A 20585-nucleotide genomic window follows, 5' to 3' on the forward strand; every position below is an offset into this window, starting at 1 on the left:
GCCGTGTTCTGCGCCCTCTGCCGATACGATCGGCGGAGGGCGCAGTGGCGAGCACAGCGAGGTGCGGGAGCAGCATGAACAGATACGCCGTCATCGGTGCAGGTCCGTCGGGCCTCGCCGCTGCTCGGGCGCTGACGAAGCGCGGTATCGGGATCGACGGATACGAGGCCTCGACCGGCGTGGGCGGCCTGTGGGACATCGACAACCCCCGCAGCACGATGTACGAGTCCGCGCATCTGATCTCGTCGCGCACGACGACCGAGTTCGCCGAGTACCCCATGCGTTCGACCGTCGACTACCCCGGCCATCGGACGCTGCGACAGTACTTCGAGGACTATGCCGAGCACTTCGGTCTCACCGGGCTCTTCCGGTTCGAGACGACCGTCACGCGGCTCGAGCCGCGGGACGACGGCTGGGATCTCACGAGCTCGGGGCCCGACGGCGAAGAGACCCGGTGGTACGCCGGCGTCGTGCTCGCGAACGGCACGCTCGCCGAACCGAACGTGCCGACCTTCGCCGGAGAATTCAGCGGCGAGCTCATGCACACGAGCGAGTACAGGTCGGCCGCACAGCTCACCGGCCGGCGTGTGCTGCTGATCGGAGCGGGGAACTCGGGGTGCGACATCGCGGTGGATGCCGTGCACCACGCCTCCTCGGTCGACATGAGCGTCCGCCGCGGCTATTACTTCGTCCCGCGCTATCTGTTCGGCAGGCCGAGCGACACCCTGAATCAGCGCCGTCCCCTGCCCGCGCGCGTCAAGCAGGCGGTCGACAGCCGGGTGCTCCGGGCGTTCACCGGCGACCCTGCGCGCTTCGGTTTCCCGAAGCCCGACTACCGCATCTACGAGGCTCATCCGATCGTCAACACGATGATCCTCAATCACCTCGGGCAGGGGGACCTGCGTATCCGCCCCGATGTGGAGCGCCTCGACGGCACGACCGTGCGCTTCCGGGACGGGACGTCCGACGACTACGATCTGCTCCTGCTCGCGACCGGATACCGGCTCGACTACCCGTTCGTCGACCCACAGCACCTGCACTGGAGCGGCGCGGCACCACGGCTGTTCCTCCACGTCTTCCCCGCATCGTTCAACGGTCTCTTCGTGATGGGCATGATCGAGGCGTCCGGCATCGGCTGGCAGGGGCGGTACGAGCAGGCGGAGCTGCTGGCCGCATACTTGGACGCGGCGGAGAACGATCCGCCTCGGGCGGTGCGATTCCGCGATCGGGTGACCTCCGAGCCGTGGCCCGATCTGACCGGCGGCTACCGATATCTGCGCCTCGACCGCATGGCCTACTACGTGAACAAGGACGCATATCGCGGTGCGGTGCGACGTGAGCGATCAGCGCTCGAGCGGCCGCACCCCGAGCACGCTCACATCCGCACCCCGTAACGTGGGGCGAGTGCAGAAGAAGCGTGGTCGTCGTGTCCTGAAAGTGATCCTCTGGGGAGTCGTCGGCGTCCTCGTGATCGGCATCGTCGGCATACTCGCCTGGAGCCAGATCGGCGTCATGTCGGCCGAGAAGGATCCGCTCGCCAGCGTCGAGGACAACTCCGCCATCCATGTCGAGGACACAGAGCAGGGGATCGTGCTCACCCCGGCCGACGGCGAATCAGACCTCGGCCTGGTGTTCGTGCCCGGTGCGAAGGTCGATCCGTGGGCGTACGCACCGATCCTGCAGAGCCTCGCCGAAGAGGGCGTCACGGTGGTGATCACCCGCCCGTGGCTGAACCTCGCGTTCTTCGATCTGCGCGGTCTCGACTCCTTCACCTCTGCGGCCCCCGACATCGATGACTGGGCGGTCGGCGGACACTCGCTGGGCGGCGTGCGCGCGTGCCAGCTCGCCGCGGATGCCGAGGCACTCGTGCTGTTCGGCTCCTACTGCGCGACGGACGTGTCGGACACCGATCTCGCCGTTCTCAGCATCTCGGGCAGCGAGGACGGACTGTCGACGCCCGAGAAGATCGCCGATGCTCGTGACCTCCTGCCGGCCGACGCCGAGATGGTCGAGATCGAGGGAGCGTCGCACGCGTCGTTCGGCGACTACGGGCCCCAGGCCGGTGACGGCGAGCCGACGATCTCGAGCGACGAGATGCACGCACAGGTCTCTGAGATCCTCGATGCCTTCATGGCGGACGTCGCCGCGCGCTGAGCAGCGTCGACTGCTCCGCTCAGCCGATGACGGGGTCGAGCAGCGGATGCAGGTGCCGTGTGCCCAGCACGGATGCCGCCGCGCGTGAGCCCGCAGCGAGGGCGTCCGGAACGCAGGCCCCCGCGAGCCGGGCATCGAGGACGCCGGCCAGGAACGCGTCGCCCGCGCCATTGGTGTCGACGACATCGACCGGCACGGCTGCGACACGGTGTTCGGTGCCGTCTGCGTCGATCGCGACCGCCCCGTCGGCGCCCAGGGTGCACACGGCGAGCGAGGCGCCGCCAGCGACGCATGACCGGAGGAAGCGCACCGGATCGGCCAGACGGTCGGCGTTGCAGAACACGGCCTGCGCTGCAGCGAGGAAGGGCCGGTGGAACTCGGATTCGCCGTCGTAGTCGTGCACGTCGACCCAGATCGGGCGCCCGGTCGCGACGGCCGCGGGGAGGAGTCGCAGCGGCTCGGCCGCGAGGTCGAGCACGATCACCTCAGCGCCGCTCATCGCGGTGTGCAGAGCTGAGTCATCTCTCCCGTCCGTCGCCGAGGGGGACGCGAGATACAGCGAGACTCGCTTGCCCTCGCGGGTCATGAGGTTCAGATGGCGCTCGGTGGCGTCGCCCGTTCCCCACCGCGCACGCACACCGGCATGTGCGAGCGCATCGCGCACGCGGTGTCCCGGTTCATCCGCCGCGGTGAGGGCGTACAGCAGAGCGGAGCGCCCGAGCGAGGCGAGCGTGAGGGCCTTCCCCGCGCTCGTGCCGCCGACGGTCTCCCAGGTCTCCTCGGCGAACTGCATGTGCGGCACCGGCTCAGGCAATCGATCGAGCACGACGATCGAGTTCCACGATGCCGGTCCGGCTATGAAGACGGTGGCGGTCATGAGTACATCCTGCCGTCCGAGACCCCGGTTCAGCCGATCCGCTTGATGAGCGAGTCCAACCCCATGCCGTAGTCGATCCGCACGACGGGCAGGGCGAGCTTGTCCGTGCCGATCTCGACATACCCGGGCTCGATGGTCCGCGCCATCTCGAACCCGGCCTGAGCGACGCCCTGCTTCGACGTGTCGTCGAAGTGACCGAACGGATACGCGATCACCTCGCGCACCCCGAGCACGTCGGCGGATGCGTTCAGATCGGCGGCGATCTCGTCCGCCGTCCAGTTCACCATCCGGCCCTTGCCGTTGTCGCCGGCCTGATGCATGTCGTGCGTGTGAGATCTGCGAAGGACGTACATCGACGGCGCGGGGTCCTGGCGGTCGGCGGTGATCATGAACGAGGTCGACAGCAGCCTGTGCGCATCGATCACCGGAACCGCGAGGTCGAACCAACTCTGGTCGGCGTCGTCGTCGGTGATGATCACCGAACGAGCAGGCAGCGACAGTCGACCGTCGATGAACGCGCTGAGCTCATCCCAGGTCGGCAGGTAGAAGCCCGTCGTCCCGATGTGGTTCATCTGCGCCTCGAAGTCGCCGATGTACGCGTAGTTGCCGCGGAGCCAGCCGGTCTCGCCCTCGGGGTTCGAAGTGAACTGGTGGTACATCAGGATCGGGACCTGCACGTCCGCCGCGGCATTCGCCTCGGGCGTCGTCCACGCCGCGAAGAGCTCGATCTGCTGATCGACGCACACGACGGGGTCGGCTCCGTTGATCCGCGCGGCGACCGTGCCCCCGGCGGCATCCGCTGCGGTCGAGTACCAGCCGGCGAACACCCGACCGTCCTGCGCCGGTATCGGAAGCGCCACGTACAGTGCATCCTGCCGCTGCAGCATCGGTTCCTGCGGCGCACCGTCGCCGATGAAGCTCACCGCGCACGCGAGCGGGTCGCCGGCATCCGCGACGAGCTGCTGCGCGGGTGTCAGCGGACGCTCGATGGCGTCGCCGCCCGCTCGCGGCACGAGCACCTCGGGCACTCGGGTCGACCATGAGAAGGCCGCGATTGCACCGCCGACGACGATGACGACGGCGCTGACGATCACTGCGACGCCGATACGGCGTCGCTTCCCCCCGGAAGCCATGATCTAGATGTCGAATCCGTCGGCGATCATCTCGACAAGCTCCTCGCGCTCCTCGACGGGCAGAAAGGCTCCGGCCGCCGCGTTGAACTGGAAGGTCTCGAGATCGTCGAGATCGTACTCGAACGCCTCGACCAGGAGCGACAGCTCCCGGGTGAGCGAGGTCGCGCTCATGGTGCGGTTGTCGACGTTGACCGTCACGGCGAAGCCGAGCTGGTAGAGCAGGTCGAAGGGATGGTCGGCGAGCGTGTTGCCCCACGACGCGATCGCGCCGGTCTGCATATTCGACGACGGGGACAGCTCGAGCGGGATCTCTCGGTCTCGCACCCAGCGGGCGAGGTCGCCGAACTGGACCTGCACCTCGTCGCCCTCCTGCGTGATGACCTGCAGGTCCTCGGCGATGCGCACGCCGTGGCCGAGTCGCAGCGCTCGCCCGTCGATGAGCGCCGAGCGGATCGAGTCCGGCCCGGCAGCCTCCCCGGCGTGGACGGTCACGGGGAAGAAGTTCTCCGCGAGGTAGTCGAAGGCGGCGCGATGGTTCGACGCCGGGAATCCGTCCTCGGGACCGGCGATGTCGAAGCCGACGACCCCGCGTCCGCGGAAGCCGACGGCGAGCTCGGCGATCTCGCGCGAGCGGTCTGTGTGGCGCATGGCGGTGATCAGCTGACCGACGCGGATGCTGTGGCCCTCGCCATCCGCGGCGTCCTCACCCTCCTCGATCCCCTGCTGCACAGCCTCGACGGTCTGCTCGAGGGTGAGCCCACGCGTGAGATGCTGCTCGGGCGCCCAGCGCACCTCGCCGTAGATCACGCCGTCGTGCGCGAGATCCTGCACGAACTCGCGAGCGACACGGGTCAGGCCCTCCTGCGTCTGCATCACAGCCGTGGTCAGATCGAAGGTCTTGAGGTACTCCACCAGCGACCCCGAGTCGCCCTGCTTCGCGATCCACCTGCCGAGAGCGGCCGGCTTCGATTCGGGAACCTCGAGCCCGATAGCATCCGCCAGCTCGATGATCGTCGAGGGTCGCACCGCGCCGTCGAGATGGTCGTGCAGCGACACCTTGGGAAGGCTGCGCAGGGATGCCCCCTGGATGGTGACATCGCCGTTCGCGTCGATCGACATGGGGATTCCTCTCGGTCGCGGATTCGCTCTGTTCAGGCTAGCGGTCGGCGGATCAGGCCGTGATGCGCTCCCGCACGATCGGCCCTGCGGCCGGAGCCTCGTCGCCGATCGCCCAGGACCCCTCGAGCGCCTCGAGAGCGCGGGGGAACCGAGCCTCGTCGGCTGCCGAGAGCGTGAACAAGGGCTGTCCGGCCGCTACTCGATCACCGGGCTTGGCGTGCAGGTCGATACCGGCCTCGAAGATCACCGGGTCCTCAGCCCGCGCGCGCCCCGCACCGAGACGCCACGCCGCGATGCCGAACGGCAGCGCGTCCATCTGCGACACCACGCCGTCGCGGGGAGCCGTGACCACATGGGTCTCGCGGGCCGTGGGCAGCGGTGCGTCGGGGTCGCCGTCCTGAGCGCGGATCATGGCCTTCCACCCGTCCATCGCACGTCCGTCGTCGAGAGCGGCCTCCACGTCGGCATCCGGCTGTCCTGCGAGCGAGAGCATCTCGCGCGCCAGGGCGATCGTCAGGTCGCGGACGTCGGCGGGTCCTCCTCCGGCGAGCACCTCGACGGACTCGCGAACCTCGTTCGCGTTGCCGATCGCGCGACCGAGCGGCACGTTCATGTCCGTGAGGAGGGCGGTGGTGGCGACGCCGGAGTCCGTGCCGAGTGCGACCATGGTGCGCGCGAGCTCGCGTGCCCGGTCGATGTCCTGCATGAACGCACCGGAGCCGAACTTCACGTCGAGCACGAGAGCGTCGGTGCCCTCGGCGATCTTCTTCGACATGATGCTCGAGGCGATCAGCGGGATCGCCTCGACGGTGCCGGTGACGTCGCGCAGCGCGTAGAGCTTCTTGTCGGCGGGCGCGAGGCCTGAGCCTGCCGCGCAGATCACGGCGCCCACATCGCCCTGCATCTGGACGAACATCTCCTCGTTGCTGAGCGCGGCGCGCCAGCCGGGGATCGACTCGAGCTTGTCGAGCGTTCCGCCGGTGTGGCCGAGACCGCGACCGGAGAGCTGCGGGACCGCCACTCCGAAGACCGCGACGAGCGGAGCGAGCGGAAGAGTGATCTTGTCGCCGACGCCGCCCGTGGAGTGCTTGTCGACCGTCTTCTTGCCGAGGGTCGCGAAGCTCATCCGCTCCCCCGACGCGATCATCGCGTCGGTCAGCACGCGGATCTCGTCGCGCTCCATGCCGCGCTGGAAGATCGCCATCGCGAACGACGCCATCTGTGCGTCCGAGACGTAGCCGCGGGTGTAGGCGTCGACCATCCAGCGCAGCGCCTTCTCGGGCACCGCACCGCCGTCGCGCTTGGCACGGATCACATCGACGGCGTCGAAGGGCTCAACGCTCATCGGGCGTCCTCCAGGTCTCGGGGGCCGAAGGCGTCCGGCAGTACTTCGTCGATGGTCCGGATGCCGGAGACGGTCTCCAGCAGCATTCCGGGCATCGCGTGTTCGTAGAGCAGCTGACGGCAACGGCCGCACGGCATGATGGTCTGCCCGTCGTTGTTGACGCACACGAAGGCGACGAGCTGGCCGCCGCCCGACATGTGCAGGTCGCCCACCAGCGCGCACTCGGCGCACAGCGTCACCCCGTACGAGGCGTTCTCGACGTTGCAGCCGGCCACGATGCGGCCGTCTCCGACGAGCGCGGCGGCTCCGACCCGGTAGCGGGAGTACGGCGCATAGGCCTTGGTCATCGCGTCGGTCGCGACCTGACGGAGCTCGTCCCAGTCGATGTCTGTCATGTCTCTCCTAGGACTTGATGTACGGCTTGCCGCTGGCTGCCGGACCGCGGATCTGACCGGCGAAACCGGCGACCGCGAGCAGCGTCACGACATACGGGAGCATCAGCATGAACTCGCCGGGGATGGGGGTCTTGAGGATCGACAGCAGGTTCTGCAGGTTCGTGGCGAAGCCGAACAGCAGCGCCGCGAGCGTCGCGCGGATCGGATCCCACCGGCCGAAGATCACCGCGGCGAGGGCGATGAAGCCGAGGCCGGCGGTCATGTCCTTGCCGAACTGCGGCACCGAGACCAGCGTGAAGTACGCTCCACCGATTCCGGCGATCGCGCCCGCGAGCAGCACATTCCAGAACCGGGTCGCATTGACCTTGATGCCGACCGTGTCCGCGGCCTGCGGGTGCTCGCCGACCGCACGGACGCGGAGTCCCCACTTGGTGCGGTAGAGCCCCCAGGCGACGATCGCCACGGTGATGAACATCAGGTACACGATGAAGGTCTGGTTGAAGAGCACCGGGCCGATGATGGGGATGTCGCTCAGCAGCGGGATCTCGATGCGGCTGAAGCGCACCGGCGTGTTGAGGGCGGCCTCGTTCGGCGCGAGCAGTGCGCCGTAGAGGAATCCGGTGAGGCCGCTGACGAGCACGTTGAGCACGACACCGACGATGACCTGCTCGACGAGGTACTTGATCGCGAATGCTGCCAGCACTGCGGCGACGAGCACGCCGCCCAGCATCGCTCCGAGGAGTCCGATGAACGGGCTGCCGGTGACGCTCGAGAGCAGAGCGGCCGCGAACGCTCCGAGCAGGAGCTGACCCTCGATCGCGACGTTGACCACACCCGCGCGCTCGCCGATGACGCCGCCGAGCGCACCGAACACGAGCGGGACGGAGAGCGAGACGGCTCCGAAGAGCAGGCTGCTGACGGGCACGAGTCCGCCCGCGCCCGCCCAGACGAGGAACCCGAAGACGGCGAGCACGCTGAACGCGATCACCAGCCAGATCGACGGCTTGCGATACGACCATGCCCGAAGGAACGCGAGCACCGACAGCAGCGCGAGGATCACGATCACGACCCAGCTGGTCGGCCCGGTCGGCAGAGCGATATCGGGCAGTGCGAACGGCGAGGACGGGTCGTTTAGCCGGAAGCTGCTGGTGCCGCTGCGAGGCACGAGCAGGAAGAGGAGCGCCAGCAGCACCGTGGCTGCGGCGAGGACGATCGGCGCCTTCAGGTGCCGCTCGCGCACGGTGGCGAGCTGCACGGTTCCGTCGGCGGCTTCGCTCTGGACGAGGGAGGTCATGCGGTCACCGCCTTCTTCGCGGCTTTGGCTCTCGCCTTGGCCGCCTTCTCCGCGTCGGTCTTGGGAAGGAAGAACACCGTGCGCAGCAGCGGCGGCGCGGCGATGAACAGCACGACGAGCGACTGCACGACGAGCACGATGTCGACCGGGATGTCCTGAGCCTGCATCGAGAACGAGCCTGCCTTCAGTGCGCCGAACAGGATGCCGGCCGCGAACGTGCCCCAGGCGCGACTGCGGCCGAGCAGTGCGACCGTGATGGCGTCGAAGCCGATGCCGGCGTCGATCGTCTCGGTGATGCCGGTCGTGACGGCGCCCTGCACCTGGTTCATGCCCGCGAGACCGGCGAGACCACCGGCGAGGAGCATGGCGTAGACGTAGACGCGCTGGACGCTGATGCCGGCCGCACGCGCGGCGTGCGGGTTCTCGCCCACGGCGCGCATCCGCATGCCGAGGGAGGAGCGCTCGATCAGCCACCAGACGAACAGGGTCGCGATGATGACGATCACGAATCCGAGGTCGAGCAGAGGGAACTGCGGGCCGAGGAGCGAGGGGAACTGCGCGCTCTCAGGAGTGGCATAGCCGAGCGCCTGGTTCGTTCCGGGCTTCTGGAGCAGTCCGGGGGTGCGGATCATCCACAGCAGCAGGTAGTACGCCACATAGTTGAGCATGATCGTGAGGATGACCTCGTGGGCGCCCGTGCGTGCCTTCAGCAGACCGGCGATCGCCCCCCACAGCGCACCACCGGCGATGCCGGCGATCAGCGTCACGGGGATGTGCAGCCAGAACGGCAGGTCGAGCTGGAACGTGAGGAGTCCTGCCGCGGCGACGCCGATCAGCATCTGGCCGCGGGCACCGATGTTGAACAGACCGACGCGGAACGCGAGGGCGACACCGAGACCGGCGGCGATCAGCGGCGCGGCGAATCCGAGAGTATTGGTCAGCGGACGGATCTGAGCGGCGAAGTCCGCACCTCGTGCGTTGAAGATCGCTCCGCGGAACAGCGCCTCATAGCCGTTGTAGACGGCGTTCCATGCGGCGGCGATCGTGTCGGTCGGACGCGAGAAGAAGTACCCGGAGGCCTCGATCACGTCTTCGTTGGTGAAGGCGATGAGGATGCCGCCGACCACCAGCGCGAGGAAGATCGCGAGGATCGTCGTGACGGCGCTGCCGCGGAGCATCTCCTTGAGGATCACGTTGCCGCGCGGCGGCGGCGGGACGTCACCCGTGTCGCGCTGCGTCGTGGTCGTGTTCAGCGAGAGCTGGTCGCCGGACACGTCGCCCGCCGGTCCACTCCCCTGTGGCGTGATACCGCTCATGCGGCCACCTCTCCCTCGGCGGCGCCCGCCATCATCAGTCCCAGCGTCTCGCGCGGGGTGTCGCCGGGAACGATCCCGACGATGGTGCCTCTGTACATGACCGCGATGCGGTCGGCGAGAGCCGCGACCTCATCGAGCTCGGTCGAGACGACGACCACGGGGATTCCCGCATCCCTGGTCTCGATGATCCGCTTGTGGATGAACTCGATGGAGCCGACATCGACTCCGCGGGTCGGCTGCGCAGCCACGAGCAGCTTCAGCTCGCGACTCATCTCGCGGGCGATCACGACCTTTTGCTGGTTTCCGCCCGAGAGCGTGCCGGCCGGCGTGTGCGGTCCCTGGGTCCGGATGTCGTACTCGCTGATCCGCGCGCGGGCGAAGTCGTCGAGCGCGGCACGGCGGATGGTCCCACCACGGCTGAAGTCGGCGTCGCCCGTGCGGTCGAGGATCAGGTTCTCCGCCACCGAGAACCCGGCCACGAGCCCGTCCTCCGTGCGGTCCTCCGGAACGAAGCCGACACCGGCGTCGAGGATGCCCCGCACGCTCTTGCCGACCAGTTCCGCGCCGCCGAGGGTGATCGATCCCTCGACCCTCGCCGCGAGGCCGACGATGGCCTCGACCAGCTCGGTCTGACCGTTGCCCTGCACGCCGGCGACGGCGAGCACCTCGCCGGGTCGCACGGAGAAGTCGACGCCGTCGACGACGATCGCTCCCGCGGCGGTGAGCACCCGGAGCCCCGAGACCTCGAGGCCGCCTTCGCCGAGCCGCGGCGGATCCTTGTGCACCGTCAGCTCGACGGCGCGTCCGACCATGAGGGAGGCGAGCTCCGCGTTGGTCGCGGACGGCGACGCCTCGCCGACGATCTTGCCGAGGCGGACGATCGTGATGGTGTCGGCGACCTCGCGCACCTCGCGGAGCTTGTGGGTGATGAAGACGATGGCCGTGCCCTCGTCGCGGAGCTGACGCATGATGCCCATCAGCTCGTCGGTCTCCTGCGGCGTGAGCACGGCGGTGGGCTCGTCGAAGACCAGGACCTTCGCGTCGCGCGAGAGCGCCTTGATGATCTCGACCCGCTGCTGCACGCCGACGGGCAGATCGCCCACGATCGCGTCGGGGTCGATGTCGAAGCCGAAGCGGGCGGCGACGGCGCGGACGTGCTCACGCGCCTTCGTGATGTCGAGGGTGCCGAGTCCCTTGGTCTGCTCGTGGCCGAGCATCACGTTCTCGGCGACCGTGAAGACGGGGACGAGCATGAAGTGCTGGTGCACCATTCCGATGCCGGCGTTCATGGCGTCGCCGGGGCCTCGGAACCGCTGGACGACGTCGTCCAGGAGGATCTCGCCCTCGTCGGCCTGATAGAGGCCGTAGAGCACGTTCATCAGGGTGGACTTGCCTGCGCCGTTCTCACCGAGCAGCGCATGGATCTGACCCGGTTCGACCACCAGGTCGATGTGGTCGTTGGCCACCAGGGTTCCGAACCGCTTGGTGATACCGCGAAGTTCGAGCTTCATATCTGCACCTTATCCAGAAGTGTCATCCAGAGGAGTCCGAAGAATCTCCGGCGCATCGCACGGGGATCACCCGGATGCACCGTGAACAGTCGTCATGGTCCGTCCACGGCGCGGGGCGAGTGGCCACGTGCACCACTCGCCCCGCGCTGGAACTCGATGAATTACGGGGAGTTCGGGGACTCCACCGTGATGTCGCCGGCGATGATCTGCTCCTGCAGAGCCGAGATCTCGTCGAGCAGTCCGTCGGGCAGGTCACCCTCGAAGGAACCGAAGCCCGAGAGCTTCACACCCTCGTTCTCGAGCGTGCCGACGTAGGGAGCCGGGTCGAAGTCGCCCTCGGACGCGGCGATCGTCGCATCCTCGACCGCGACGTCGATGGCCTTCATGATCGAGAAGAGGGTGACGTCCGCCACGCTCTCATCGGCGACGGCGAGGTCGCTGTCGACACCGACGAGGAGCGTGTCCTTGCCGCTGTCCGCGATAGCCGCCGCAGCGCTCTGGTAGATCGGTCCGCCGACGGGAAGGATGACGTCGACGCCCTGGTCGAGCACGCCCTGAGCGGTCTGCTTGGCCGTGTCGTTGGCGTCGAAGCCACCGGTGAACGAGCCCTTCTGCGTGGCGGTGTCCCAGCCGAAGACCTCGACGGCGCCCGACTTGTCCTCGTTGTACTTCTCGACACCGAGCTGGAAGCCGTCCATGAACACGGCGACCGACGGGATCTGCATTCCGCCGAAGGTGCCGACCTTGTTCACGCCGGACTCAGCCGACCAGCCGGCAGCGGCGTATCCGCCGAGGTAGGCGGCCTGAGCGGTGTCGAAGACGAGGGGCTTGATGTTCGGGGCATCGGTGGTGCCGTCGAAGTCGTTGTCCGCGTAGTCGTCGATGATCGCGTAGTTGATCTCGGGGTTCGCGAGCGCCGACTCGACGGTCGCGGCCGACAGCTTGAAGCCGACGGCGACGATGAGCGAGCAGCCTTCCGAGACGGCGGTCTCGAGGTTGGGCGCGTAGTCGTTGTCGTTGGCCGACTCGAACTCGAGCGGCTTGACGCCGAGCTCGTCAGCGGCACGGTCCATGCCCTCCTTGGCGGACTGGTTGAACGACTTGTCGTTCCAGCCGCCCGCGTCCGAGACGAGGCAGGGAAGGAAGTCGGACTCAGCCTCGCCGCCGCCGGTGCCGCCCGATTCGGTCGGAGCCTGGCCGCAGCCGGCGAGTGCGAAGACGACGCCAGCGGCGATGGTTGCGCCGAGCAGCTTCTTGGTGGTGGAGATGGTCAACTCATGCCTCCTGAACGGTGCCGCGGCCCTCGCGGATCGCTCAAAGTTACCTAGTGTTTCGACTTTTGTGCACGTGCGAGGGCGAGGCGCTGACGAATGGTTACAAACCTGAAACCAAGACAGCCGATGAGCGGCGACCCCTGCTCATCAGAGCACGTCGCCCCGTCCGGTCAGCTTCAGGGACTCCACCACGCCCTTCACGCGCTGCGCGTGCTGCACCGTCGTCACGAGCAGAGCGTCCGGTGTGTCGACCACGACGATGTCCTGCACGCCCACGAGGCTGATCACCCTCGATGTCTGACTGACCAGGATGCCGCTGGCCGCGTCGGAGAGCACCCTGGCGTTCGGGCCGAGCACGGCCAGATCGTTCTTGCGCCCGTTCGTGATGAGCTTGGTGAGGGAGGCGAAGTCCCCGACGTCGTCCCAGTCGAAGTGTCCTGGCACGACCGCGAGGCGTCCGCGACGTGCCGCCGGCTCGGCCACCGCATAGTCGATCGCGATCTTCTTCAGTCCCGGCCAGATGCGATCGACCGCAGACCCCCGACGATCGCGATCATCCCAGGCTTCGGCGAGTTCGATCAGGCCGGCGTGGAGTTCCGGCTCGTTGGCCGCGAGTTCGTCGAGGAGGACGCTCGCCTTCGCGATGAACATGCCCGCGTTCCAGAGGTAGCCGCGATCCGCGATGTACGCCTGAGCCGTGGCGAGGTCGGGCTTCTCTACGAAGCTCTCGACGAGGGCTGCCTCGCGCGCGCCGTCGACGACCAGCTCCGGCCCCTTCTTGATGTAGCCGAAGCCGACGGCCGGCTCGGTCGGCGAGATGCCGATCGTGCAGATGTACCCCTCGCGCGCGACCTCCACGGCGTCGCGCACGGCGAACTCGAACACCCGCGTGCCGCGGATCACATGGTCGGCGCTGAAGGATCCGATGATGACGTCGGGATCACGGCGGTGCAGGATCGCCGCGGCGAGGCCGATCGCAGCGGCGGACTCCCGCGGCTCGGACTCGAGGAAGACGTTTAGATCCGGTATTCCGGGCAGTTCGGCCTCTACCGCCGCCCGGTGAGCCCGGCCGGTGACGACGGCGATGCGATCGGCGCCGGCCAGTGGCTCGAGCCGGTCCCAGGTGTCCCGGAGCAGCGAGTGCCCCGAGCCGGTCAGGTCGTGCAGGAATTTCGGCGCGTCCGCGCGGGACAGAGGCCACAGCCTGCTGCCGATGCCGCCGGCGGGAATGACGGCGTAGAAGTCCTCGATAGGTTCGCTCACAGAGTCAGGGTATCCCGACGAAACCTCTCGACATCGAGACACTTAGGCTCGCCTTCGTCGCCCGCACCCGTCACACGGGAATAGGATGGTGTCCGATCGGCCGTGCCTGACGACAGCAGGCTCACGCTTGGAAGACGCATCGCACGCGACCGAGTCACATCGATCCAGGGAGGACGACCGTGTCCACAAGCGCTCGCTTGACACCGTCGATTTCGGAAACCACTTCCAAGACGCCGCGCGGCACCCTCTACCGGGGTCGCGAGGGCATGTGGTCGTGGGTGCTTCACCGCATCACCGGAGTCGCCATCTTCTTCTTCCTGTTGGTGCATGTGCTCGACACTGCACTCATCAGGGTGTCGCCCGAGGCCTACAACGCGGTCATCGGAACCTACAAGAACCCGATCATGGCCCTCGGCGAGGTCGTGCTGGTCGCAGGCATCGTGTTCCACGCGATGAACGGCCTCCGCATCATCGCCGTCGACTTCTGGTCGAAGGGCGCGAAGTACCAGCGTCAGCTGTTCTGGGGCGTGCTCCTCGTCTGGGGCATCATCATGGCCGGCTTCGTGCCGCGTCACCTGATGCTCGCGTTCGCCGGCTTCGGAGGAGGACACTGATGGCCGCTCAGACCGTCGCCGCGCCCATCCGCCGTCAGCGCGGCTTCAACCTCGAGAAGTGGGGCTGGGTGTTCATGCGCGCCTCGGGCGTCGTGCTCGTCGTGCTGATCTTCGGCCACCTCTTCATCAACTTGATGGTCGGCGAGGGCATCCATGCCCTCGACTTCGCGTTCATCGCGGGCAAGTTCGCCACGCCGTTCTGGCAGTGGTGGGACGTCCTGATGCTGTGGCTGGCACTGATCCACGGCGCCAACGGCATGCGCACGATCGTCAACGACTACGTGACGAACAACACCGCTCGCAAGGCGCTGACCTGGGCCCTCGGCCTGGCCGCGGCGCTGCTCATCATCCTCGGCACCCTGGTCGTCTTCACCTTCGACCCGTGCCTCGGCGTGACCGAGTCGAGCACACTGTGGGAACAGTGCCAGACGCTGGGCAAGTAGAAGAGAAGGCATACGAGAAGTGACTACCGAGACCCAGGATTCCGTCGTGCGCGACGGCGTGCACTACCACCAGTTCGACATCGTCATCGTGGGCGCCGGCGGCGCCGGCATGCGAGCGGCCATCGAGGCCGGCTCCGGCGCGAAGACCGCGGTCATCTCCAAGCTCTACCCCACTCGCTCGCACACGGGTGCGGCGCAGGGCGGCATGGCGGCGGCGCTGGCCAACGTCGAGGAGGACAGCTGGGAGTGGCACACCTTCGACACGGTCAAGGGCGGCGACTACCTCGTCGACCAGGATGCGGCGGAGATCCTCGCCAAGGAGGCGATCGACGCGGTCATCGACCTCGAGAACATGGGTCTCCCCTTCAACCGCACGCCCGAGGGCAAGATCGATCAGCGTCGATTCGGCGGCCACACCGCCGAGCACGGCAAGACCCCGGTGCGCCGGGCGTGCTACGCCGCTGACCGCACCGGCCACATGATCCTGCAGACGCTCTTCCAGAACTGCGTCAAGCTCGGCATCAACTTCTTCAACGAGTTCTACGTGCTCGATCTGCTCACGGTGAAGGATGCCGACGGCAAGACCCAGGTCTCAGGCGTCGTCGCCTACGACCTCTCGACGGGCGAGCTGCACGTGTTCCAGGCCAAGGCCGTGATCTTCGCGACCGGCGGCTTCGGCAAGATCTTCAAGACGACCTCCAACGCCCACACCCTGACGGGTGACGGAGTCGGCATCGTCTGGCGCAAGGGCCTCCCCCTCGAGGACCTCGAGTTCTTCCAGTTCCACCCGACAGGTCTCGCCGGCCTCGGCATCCTCCTCACCGAGGGAGCGCGAGGCGAGGGCGCGATCCTGCGCAACGCATCGGGCGAGCGCTTCATGGAGCGCTACGCTCCGACCATCAAGGACCTCGCGCCTCGTGACATCGTCGCGCGCTGCATGGTCCAGGAGGTCGCGGAGGGCCGCGGTGCCGGCCCGCACAAGGACTACGTGCTGCTCGACTGCACCCACCTCGGCGCAGAGGTCCTCGAGACCAAGCTGCCCGACATCACCGAGTTCGCACGCACGTACCTCGGCGTCGACCCGGTCGTGGAGCCGGTTCCGGTCATGCCGACCGCGCACTACGCGATGGGCGGCATCCCCACCAACAACGCCGCCGAGGTGCTCGCCGACAACACCACCGTCGTGCCCGGCCTTTACGCGGCCGGCGAATGCGCGTGCGTCTCGGTGCACGGCGCCAACCGGCTCGGAACCAACTCGCTGCTCGACATCAACGTGTTCGGCAAGCGCGCAGGACGCAACGCGGTGGAGTACGTCAAGACCGCCGAGTTCGTGCCGCTGCCCGAGAACCCCGCGGCATTCGTCTCCGACATGCTCGAGGGCCTGCGCAACAACCAGGGCACCGAGCGCATCGCCGTCCTGCGCAAGGCGCTCCAGGACGAGATGGACAAGGGCGCGCAGGTGTTCCGCACGCACGACTCGCTCGAGCACGTCCTCGGCGTGATCGCCGAGCTGCGCGATCGCTACAAGAACGTGCACGTCGACGACAAGGGCAAGCGGTTCAACACCGACCTGCTCGAGGCTGTCGAGCTCGGCTTCCTCCTCGACATCGCGGAGGTCGTCGTCTACGCGGCCCAGAACCGTGAGGAGAGCCGTGGCGGCCACATGCGCGACGACTTCCCCACGCGTGACGACGAGAAGTACATGCAGCACACGATGGCCTACCTGACGGGTGACCCGCACTCCTCCACTCCGAGCGATCACATCAAGCTCGACTGGAAGCCGGTCGTCTTCACGAAGAACGAGCAGGGCGAGTTGAACTACCCGCCGATGGAGAGGAAGTACTGAGCATGTCGAACGCCATCGCCGAAGCTCCCGCGGACACGACGGAGGAGACGGGCATCCAGTCCTTCATCGTCACGTTCAACATCCGCCGGTTCGATCCCGAGATCGACTCCGAGCCGCACTGGGTCGACTACGACGTGGAGCTCTACTCCACGGACCGCGTCCTCGACGCACTGCACAAGATCAAGTGGGAGGTCGACGGGTCGCTGACGTTCCGGCGCTCGTGCGCCCACGGCATCTGCGGCTCCGACGCCATGCGCATCAACGGCCGTAACCGCCTCGCCTGCAAGACGCTGATCAAGGATCTCGACATCTCGAAGCCGATCTACGTCGAGGCGATCAAGGGTCTGCCTCTCGAGAAGGACCTCGTCGTCGACATGGAGCCTTTCTTCGCGTCGTACCGCGAGGTGCAGCCGTTCCTCGTCGCGAACTCGGTGCCCGAGAAGGGCAAGGAGCGCGTCCAGAGCATCGCCGATCGCGAGATCTTCGATGACACCACCAAGTGCATCCTGTGCGCCGCATGCACCTCGTCGTGCCCGGTCTTCTGGACCGACGGACAGTACTTCGGACCGGCGGCGATCGTGAATGCGCATCGGTTCATCTTCGACTCCCGCGACGACAACGCTGCGGTCCGTCTCGACATCCTCAACGACAAGGAGGGCGTCTGGCGCTGCCGCACGACCTTCAACTGCTCCGAGGCGTGCCCCCGCGGTATCGAGGTCACGAAGGCCATCGCCGAGGTCAAGCAGGCAGTCCTGCGCGGTCGTCCCTGACACCGTCGCCGACCTGAGAACGGGCGGGCACCCTGATGGGTGCCCGCCCGCTCTCGTCGCTTGGATAGGGTGAGGACGTGTCCGAACACCACGCCGCCCCCGAGCCCGGTCGCCTGGACGCCGCCGTGGAGAGGGCGACCGCTCTGACCCAGCGCACTCTGGGCCTGTTCCCCGTGCGTGTCTGGCGTCATTTCCTGCAGCACAACGGATTCCTTCTCGCTGCCGGGGTGAGCTATCAGGCCCTCTTCGCGATCTTCGCGGCTGTGTACCTCGCCTTCGCCATCATCGGCATCTGGCTCGGTGGCAGCACGGAGGCGGTCGACGGTCTGATCGTCATCATCAACAGCTACGTTCCCAATCTGATCCTCGATCAGGGCGGGGTGTTCACCCCGGATCAGGTGAAGGAGATCGCCGCGAGCACGGCCAGCCTCCTGGGAGTGACAGGTCTCATCGCCCTCGGCACGGTGATCTGGACCGCGATCGGGTGGGTGACCTTCTCACGTCGCGCCACGAGGGACATCTTCGGCCTCCCTCCGGACACTCGCAGTTACGTGATCCTCAAGGCTCGGGATCTTCTCGCCGCGCTGATCTTCGGCGTCTCGCTCATCGTGGGGTCGATCCTCAGCTCCGCCAGTGCGGCGATGCTGAGCTGGCTCCTGAGCCTCCTCGGCTGGGACTCGGGATCCGACGGGCTGAACCTCAGCATCCGCATCGGCACGGTCATCGTGTCGTTCGTCCTGATGTCCGCCGCTCTGGCCGCGATGGTGCGCTTCCTCACGGGGACGACGCTCCATTGGCGCACGATCTGGCCCGGCGCGATCCTCGGCGGCGCCGCGATGACGGTGCTGCAGTACGGTGCAGGGTTCCTCCTGAGCTACACGCCCTCCAACCCGCTTCTGGCCACGTTCGCGATCTTCATCGGCCTGCTGCTGTGGTTCCGGGTGAACGGGGTGGTGATGCTCGTGGCATCGTCATGGATCGCCGTCGCCGCCCAGGACCGGGATCTGCCGCTGCTGGCTCAGTCGGAGGCCGAGCGTCGGATCGTCGAGCATGAGACCCTGCTCATGGCCGCCCGCATCCGCGTCCGCGACGCGCACGCGGCACGCGACACCGCACCCTGGTACGGCGTATGGGGTGCGCGTCGAGCCGTGCAGGCGGCGGAGCGGGAACTGGCGGAGCTGGAGGCGTCCGCGCCCCCGCCCGTCGACACCGCGTCGCCACTCGCGCAGCGGCTGCTGGCCGAGCTGCAGCGGACACGCGATGTCGGTGGTGCTCGTTAGGCTGGAACCATGCCTCATCTGCGAATCGCCACGGTCAATGTCAACGGGATCCGAGCGGCGGCTCGCAACGGCATGAGCGCGTGGCTCGACGCGGCAGACGTCGACGTCCTCACTCTGCAGGAGGTCCGCGGCCAGGACGAGCATCTCGAAGCGGCCTTGCCCGGATGGACGTTCGTGCACGACGAGGCGACCGCCAAGGGTCGCGCCGGCGTGGCCATCGCCAGCCGGCTGCCGGCTCTCGCCTCGCGCACCGACTTCGGCGATGCCGACTTCGACTCGAAGGGTCGCTGGATCGAAGCGGACTTCCTGATCGGCGACCGCCCTCTCACGGTCGTGAGCGCTTACGTGCACAGCGGCGAGGCCGACACTCCGAAGCAGGAGGAGAAGTGGAAGTTCCTCGACGCGTTCGGTGACCGGCTGGCGGAGCTCGGCGCGGACGACGGGGCACTCGCGCTCGTGACCGGGGACCTGAACGTGGGCCACCGCGAACTCGACATCAAGAACTGGCGCGGCAACCGCAAGAAGGCGGGATTCCTGCCCCGTGAGCGGGCGTACTTCGACAGATTCCTCGGAGCGGCGGGTGAGACCGTCGAGGGCGTCGACGGCTCGACCGGCACCGGTCTCGGCTGGGTCGACGTGGGCCGGGTGTTCCACGGCGAGGTCGAGGGGCCGTACACCTGGTGGTCGATGCGCGGGCAGGCGTTCGACAACGATTCCGGGTGGCGCATCGACTACCACCTCGCCACTCCGGCTCTCGCCGAACGGGTCACTGCCTATCACGTCGCCCGCGCGGCCGCCTATGACGAGCGCTGGAGCGACCATGCTCCGGTGGTCGTCGATTACACCTACTGAACAGCAGGCGGCGCCCGGGTTCGGACGGACCCGGTTCGCGCGGTCCGGCACGACCGGCGCCGCCTAGGATTGATGTCGTGACGAAACCTCGCCTTTACTCAGGAATGCAGCCCTCCGCCGACTCGCTTCAGATCGGCAATTACATCGGAGCGCTCCTGCAGTGGCGGGATCTGCAGAGCTCGTACGACGCATACTTCTCCGTCGTCGATCTGCATGCGCTCACCGTCGCACAGGATCCCGCCGAGCTGCGCGAGAAGACCCGCCGCACCGCTGCTCAGTACATCGCCGCCGGCATCGAGCCCTCCCTCTCGACGCTCTACGTGCAGTCTCACGTCCGCGCGCACGCCGAGCTGGCCTGGATCCTGTCGACGATCACCGGTTTCGGAGAAGCCGGTCGCATGACGCAGTTCAAGGACAAGTCAGCGCGCTACGGAGCGGATGCCACCAGCGTCGGTCTCTTCACCTACCCGGTGCTGATGGCAGCTGACATCCTGCTGTATCAGACCGATGTCGTGCCGGTCGGCGACGACCAGAAGCAGCACGTCGAGCTGACCCGCGACCTCGCCGAGCGCTTCAATTCCCGTTTCGGGGACACGTTCGTCGTGCCCCGCCCCGTGATCCAGAAGGACACGGCGCGCATCTACGACCTGCAGAACCCGACGTCGAAGATGTCGAAGTCCGCCGAGAGCGATGCGGGAGTCCTCTGGATGCTCGACGACCCGGCGAAGTCGGCGAAGAAGATCATGCGGGCCGTCACGGACAACGAAGGATCGGTGCGCTTCGACCGCGACACCAAGCCCGGCGTGTCCAACCTGCTGACCATCTACGCCGCGCTGTCGGGACGTCAGGTTCCGGCGATCGAGGATGAGTACGCGGGCCGCGGTTACGGGGACTTCAAGAAGGGACTCGCCGAGGTCGTCGTGAACGAGTTCGAGCCGGTGCGTGCCCGCGCGCTCGAGCTGCTCGACGACCCTGCTGAACTCGATCGGATCCTCGCGCAGAACGCCGCACGTGCGGATGCCGTCGCCGACGCCACTCTCGGAGCGGTCTACGACCGGGTCGGACTGCTTCGTCGCGTCTGGCCTGGCCAGCCATAGGA

At 67.5% G+C, this 20585-nt stretch carries 19 protein-coding genes; 9 read left to right on the forward strand and 10 right to left on the reverse strand.

The features are described from left to right. Positions 1-74: 74 nt before the first annotated feature. Both SOM10_RS10705 and SOM10_RS10710 read left to right on the forward strand, forming a co-directional pair. Positions 75-1394, forward strand: a complete 1320-nt coding sequence (locus SOM10_RS10705; RefSeq protein WP_295103355.1) for a flavin-containing monooxygenase — start codon at positions 75-77, stop codon at positions 1392-1394. Positions 1395-1404: 10 nt separating this feature from the next. After that, complete coding sequence (locus SOM10_RS10710; protein ID WP_082297854.1) at positions 1405-2154, forward strand: alpha/beta hydrolase; 750 nt, start codon at positions 1405-1407, stop codon at positions 2152-2154. Positions 2155-2173: 19 nt separating this feature from the next. On the opposite strand, the gene SOM10_RS10715 is transcribed toward SOM10_RS10710, so the two are convergent. The 10 genes from SOM10_RS10715 to SOM10_RS10760 all read right to left on the reverse strand — a co-directional run bounded on the left by SOM10_RS10715 (position 2174) and on the right by SOM10_RS10760 (position 13681). After that, positions 2174-3031, reverse strand: coding sequence for a carbohydrate kinase family protein (locus SOM10_RS10715; protein ID WP_320489921.1), 858 nt, complete (start codon positions 3029-3031; stop codon positions 2174-2176). Between the two features lie 29 nt (positions 3032-3060). After that, positions 3061-4164 carry a polysaccharide deacetylase family protein gene (locus SOM10_RS10720; protein WP_320489923.1) on the reverse strand — a complete coding sequence of 368 codons (1104 nt, stop codon included), beginning with the start codon at positions 4162-4164 and terminating at the stop codon, positions 3061-3063. A 3-nt stretch (positions 4165-4167) separates the two neighbouring features. Then, a complete protein-coding gene (locus SOM10_RS10725) occupies positions 4168-5283 on the reverse strand; it encodes an adenosine deaminase (RefSeq protein WP_320489925.1) in 1116 nt (371 codons plus the stop codon). Between the two features lie 52 nt (positions 5284-5335). Then, positions 5336-6628, reverse strand: coding sequence for a thymidine phosphorylase (locus SOM10_RS10730; protein WP_320489927.1), 1293 nt, complete (start codon positions 6626-6628; stop codon positions 5336-5338). Then, positions 6625-7023 carry a cytidine deaminase gene (locus SOM10_RS10735; RefSeq protein WP_042536471.1) on the reverse strand — a complete coding sequence of 133 codons (399 nt, stop codon included), beginning with the start codon at positions 7021-7023 and terminating at the stop codon, positions 6625-6627. The genes SOM10_RS10730 and SOM10_RS10735 overlap by 4 nt, the downstream gene beginning before the upstream one ends. A 7-nt stretch (positions 7024-7030) precedes the next feature. After that, a complete protein-coding gene (locus SOM10_RS10740) occupies positions 7031-8317 on the reverse strand; it encodes an ABC transporter permease (RefSeq protein WP_053097015.1) in 1287 nt (428 codons plus the stop codon). Further along, a complete protein-coding gene (locus tag SOM10_RS10745; RefSeq protein ID WP_053097017.1) occupies positions 8314-9633 on the reverse strand; it encodes an ABC transporter permease in 1320 nt (439 codons plus the stop codon). The genes SOM10_RS10740 and SOM10_RS10745 overlap by 4 nt, the downstream gene beginning before the upstream one ends. Further along, positions 9630-11144: an ABC transporter ATP-binding protein gene (locus SOM10_RS10750; protein ID WP_053097019.1), complete on the reverse strand. Its 1515-nt coding sequence runs from the start codon at positions 11142-11144 to the stop codon at positions 9630-9632. The genes SOM10_RS10745 and SOM10_RS10750 overlap by 4 nt, the downstream gene beginning before the upstream one ends. A 161-nt stretch (positions 11145-11305) precedes the next feature. Further along, complete coding sequence (locus tag SOM10_RS10755) at positions 11306-12418, reverse strand: BMP family lipoprotein (RefSeq protein ID WP_053097021.1); 1113 nt, start codon at positions 12416-12418, stop codon at positions 11306-11308. 147 nt (positions 12419-12565) lie between these two features. Continuing rightward, the gene (locus SOM10_RS10760) at positions 12566-13681 is read right to left on the reverse strand and encodes a mannose-1-phosphate guanylyltransferase (RefSeq protein WP_053097023.1); all 1116 of its coding nucleotides are present in this window, start codon (positions 13679-13681) and stop codon (positions 12566-12568) included. Positions 13682-13860: 179 nt separating this feature from the next. On the opposite strand from SOM10_RS10760, the gene sdhC reads away from it, so the two are divergent. The 7 genes from sdhC to trpS all read left to right on the forward strand — a co-directional run bounded on the left by sdhC (position 13861) and on the right by trpS (position 20583). Continuing rightward, positions 13861-14295 (forward strand): succinate dehydrogenase, cytochrome b556 subunit, encoded by a 435-nt coding sequence (sdhC, locus tag SOM10_RS10765; RefSeq protein WP_072591539.1) that lies wholly within the window; start codon positions 13861-13863, stop codon positions 14293-14295. Further along, positions 14295-14738 (forward strand): succinate dehydrogenase hydrophobic membrane anchor subunit, encoded by a 444-nt coding sequence (locus SOM10_RS10770; RefSeq protein WP_053097025.1) that lies wholly within the window; start codon positions 14295-14297, stop codon positions 14736-14738. The genes sdhC and SOM10_RS10770 overlap by 1 nt, the downstream gene beginning before the upstream one ends. 19 nt (positions 14739-14757) lie before the next feature. After that, the gene (sdhA, locus tag SOM10_RS10775; RefSeq protein ID WP_053097027.1) at positions 14758-16584 is read left to right on the forward strand and encodes a succinate dehydrogenase flavoprotein subunit; all 1827 of its coding nucleotides are present in this window, start codon (positions 14758-14760) and stop codon (positions 16582-16584) included. A 2-nt stretch (positions 16585-16586) separates the two neighbouring features. Then, positions 16587-17354: a succinate dehydrogenase iron-sulfur subunit gene (locus SOM10_RS10780; protein ID WP_053097029.1), complete on the forward strand. Its 768-nt coding sequence runs from the start codon at positions 16587-16589 to the stop codon at positions 17352-17354. Positions 17355-17431: 77 nt separating this feature from the next. Next, positions 17432-18634: a YihY/virulence factor BrkB family protein gene (locus tag SOM10_RS10785; protein WP_056280051.1), complete on the forward strand. Its 1203-nt coding sequence runs from the start codon at positions 17432-17434 to the stop codon at positions 18632-18634. A gap of 9 nt (positions 18635-18643) precedes the next feature. Continuing rightward, the gene (locus tag SOM10_RS10790) at positions 18644-19486 is read left to right on the forward strand and encodes an exodeoxyribonuclease III (RefSeq protein ID WP_072591540.1); all 843 of its coding nucleotides are present in this window, start codon (positions 18644-18646) and stop codon (positions 19484-19486) included. A 77-nt stretch (positions 19487-19563) separates the two neighbouring features. Beyond that, on the forward strand, positions 19564-20583 hold the full coding sequence (trpS, locus tag SOM10_RS10795) for a tryptophan--tRNA ligase (protein ID WP_320489935.1): 1020 nt from the start codon (positions 19564-19566) through the stop codon (positions 20581-20583). Positions 20584-20585: the final 2 nt, after the last annotated feature.

The sequence above is a fragment of the Microbacterium sp. CFBP9023 genome (assembly GCF_034045055.1).
In the GTDB taxonomy this organism is placed as follows: Bacteria; Actinomycetota; Actinomycetes; order Actinomycetales; family Microbacteriaceae; genus Microbacterium.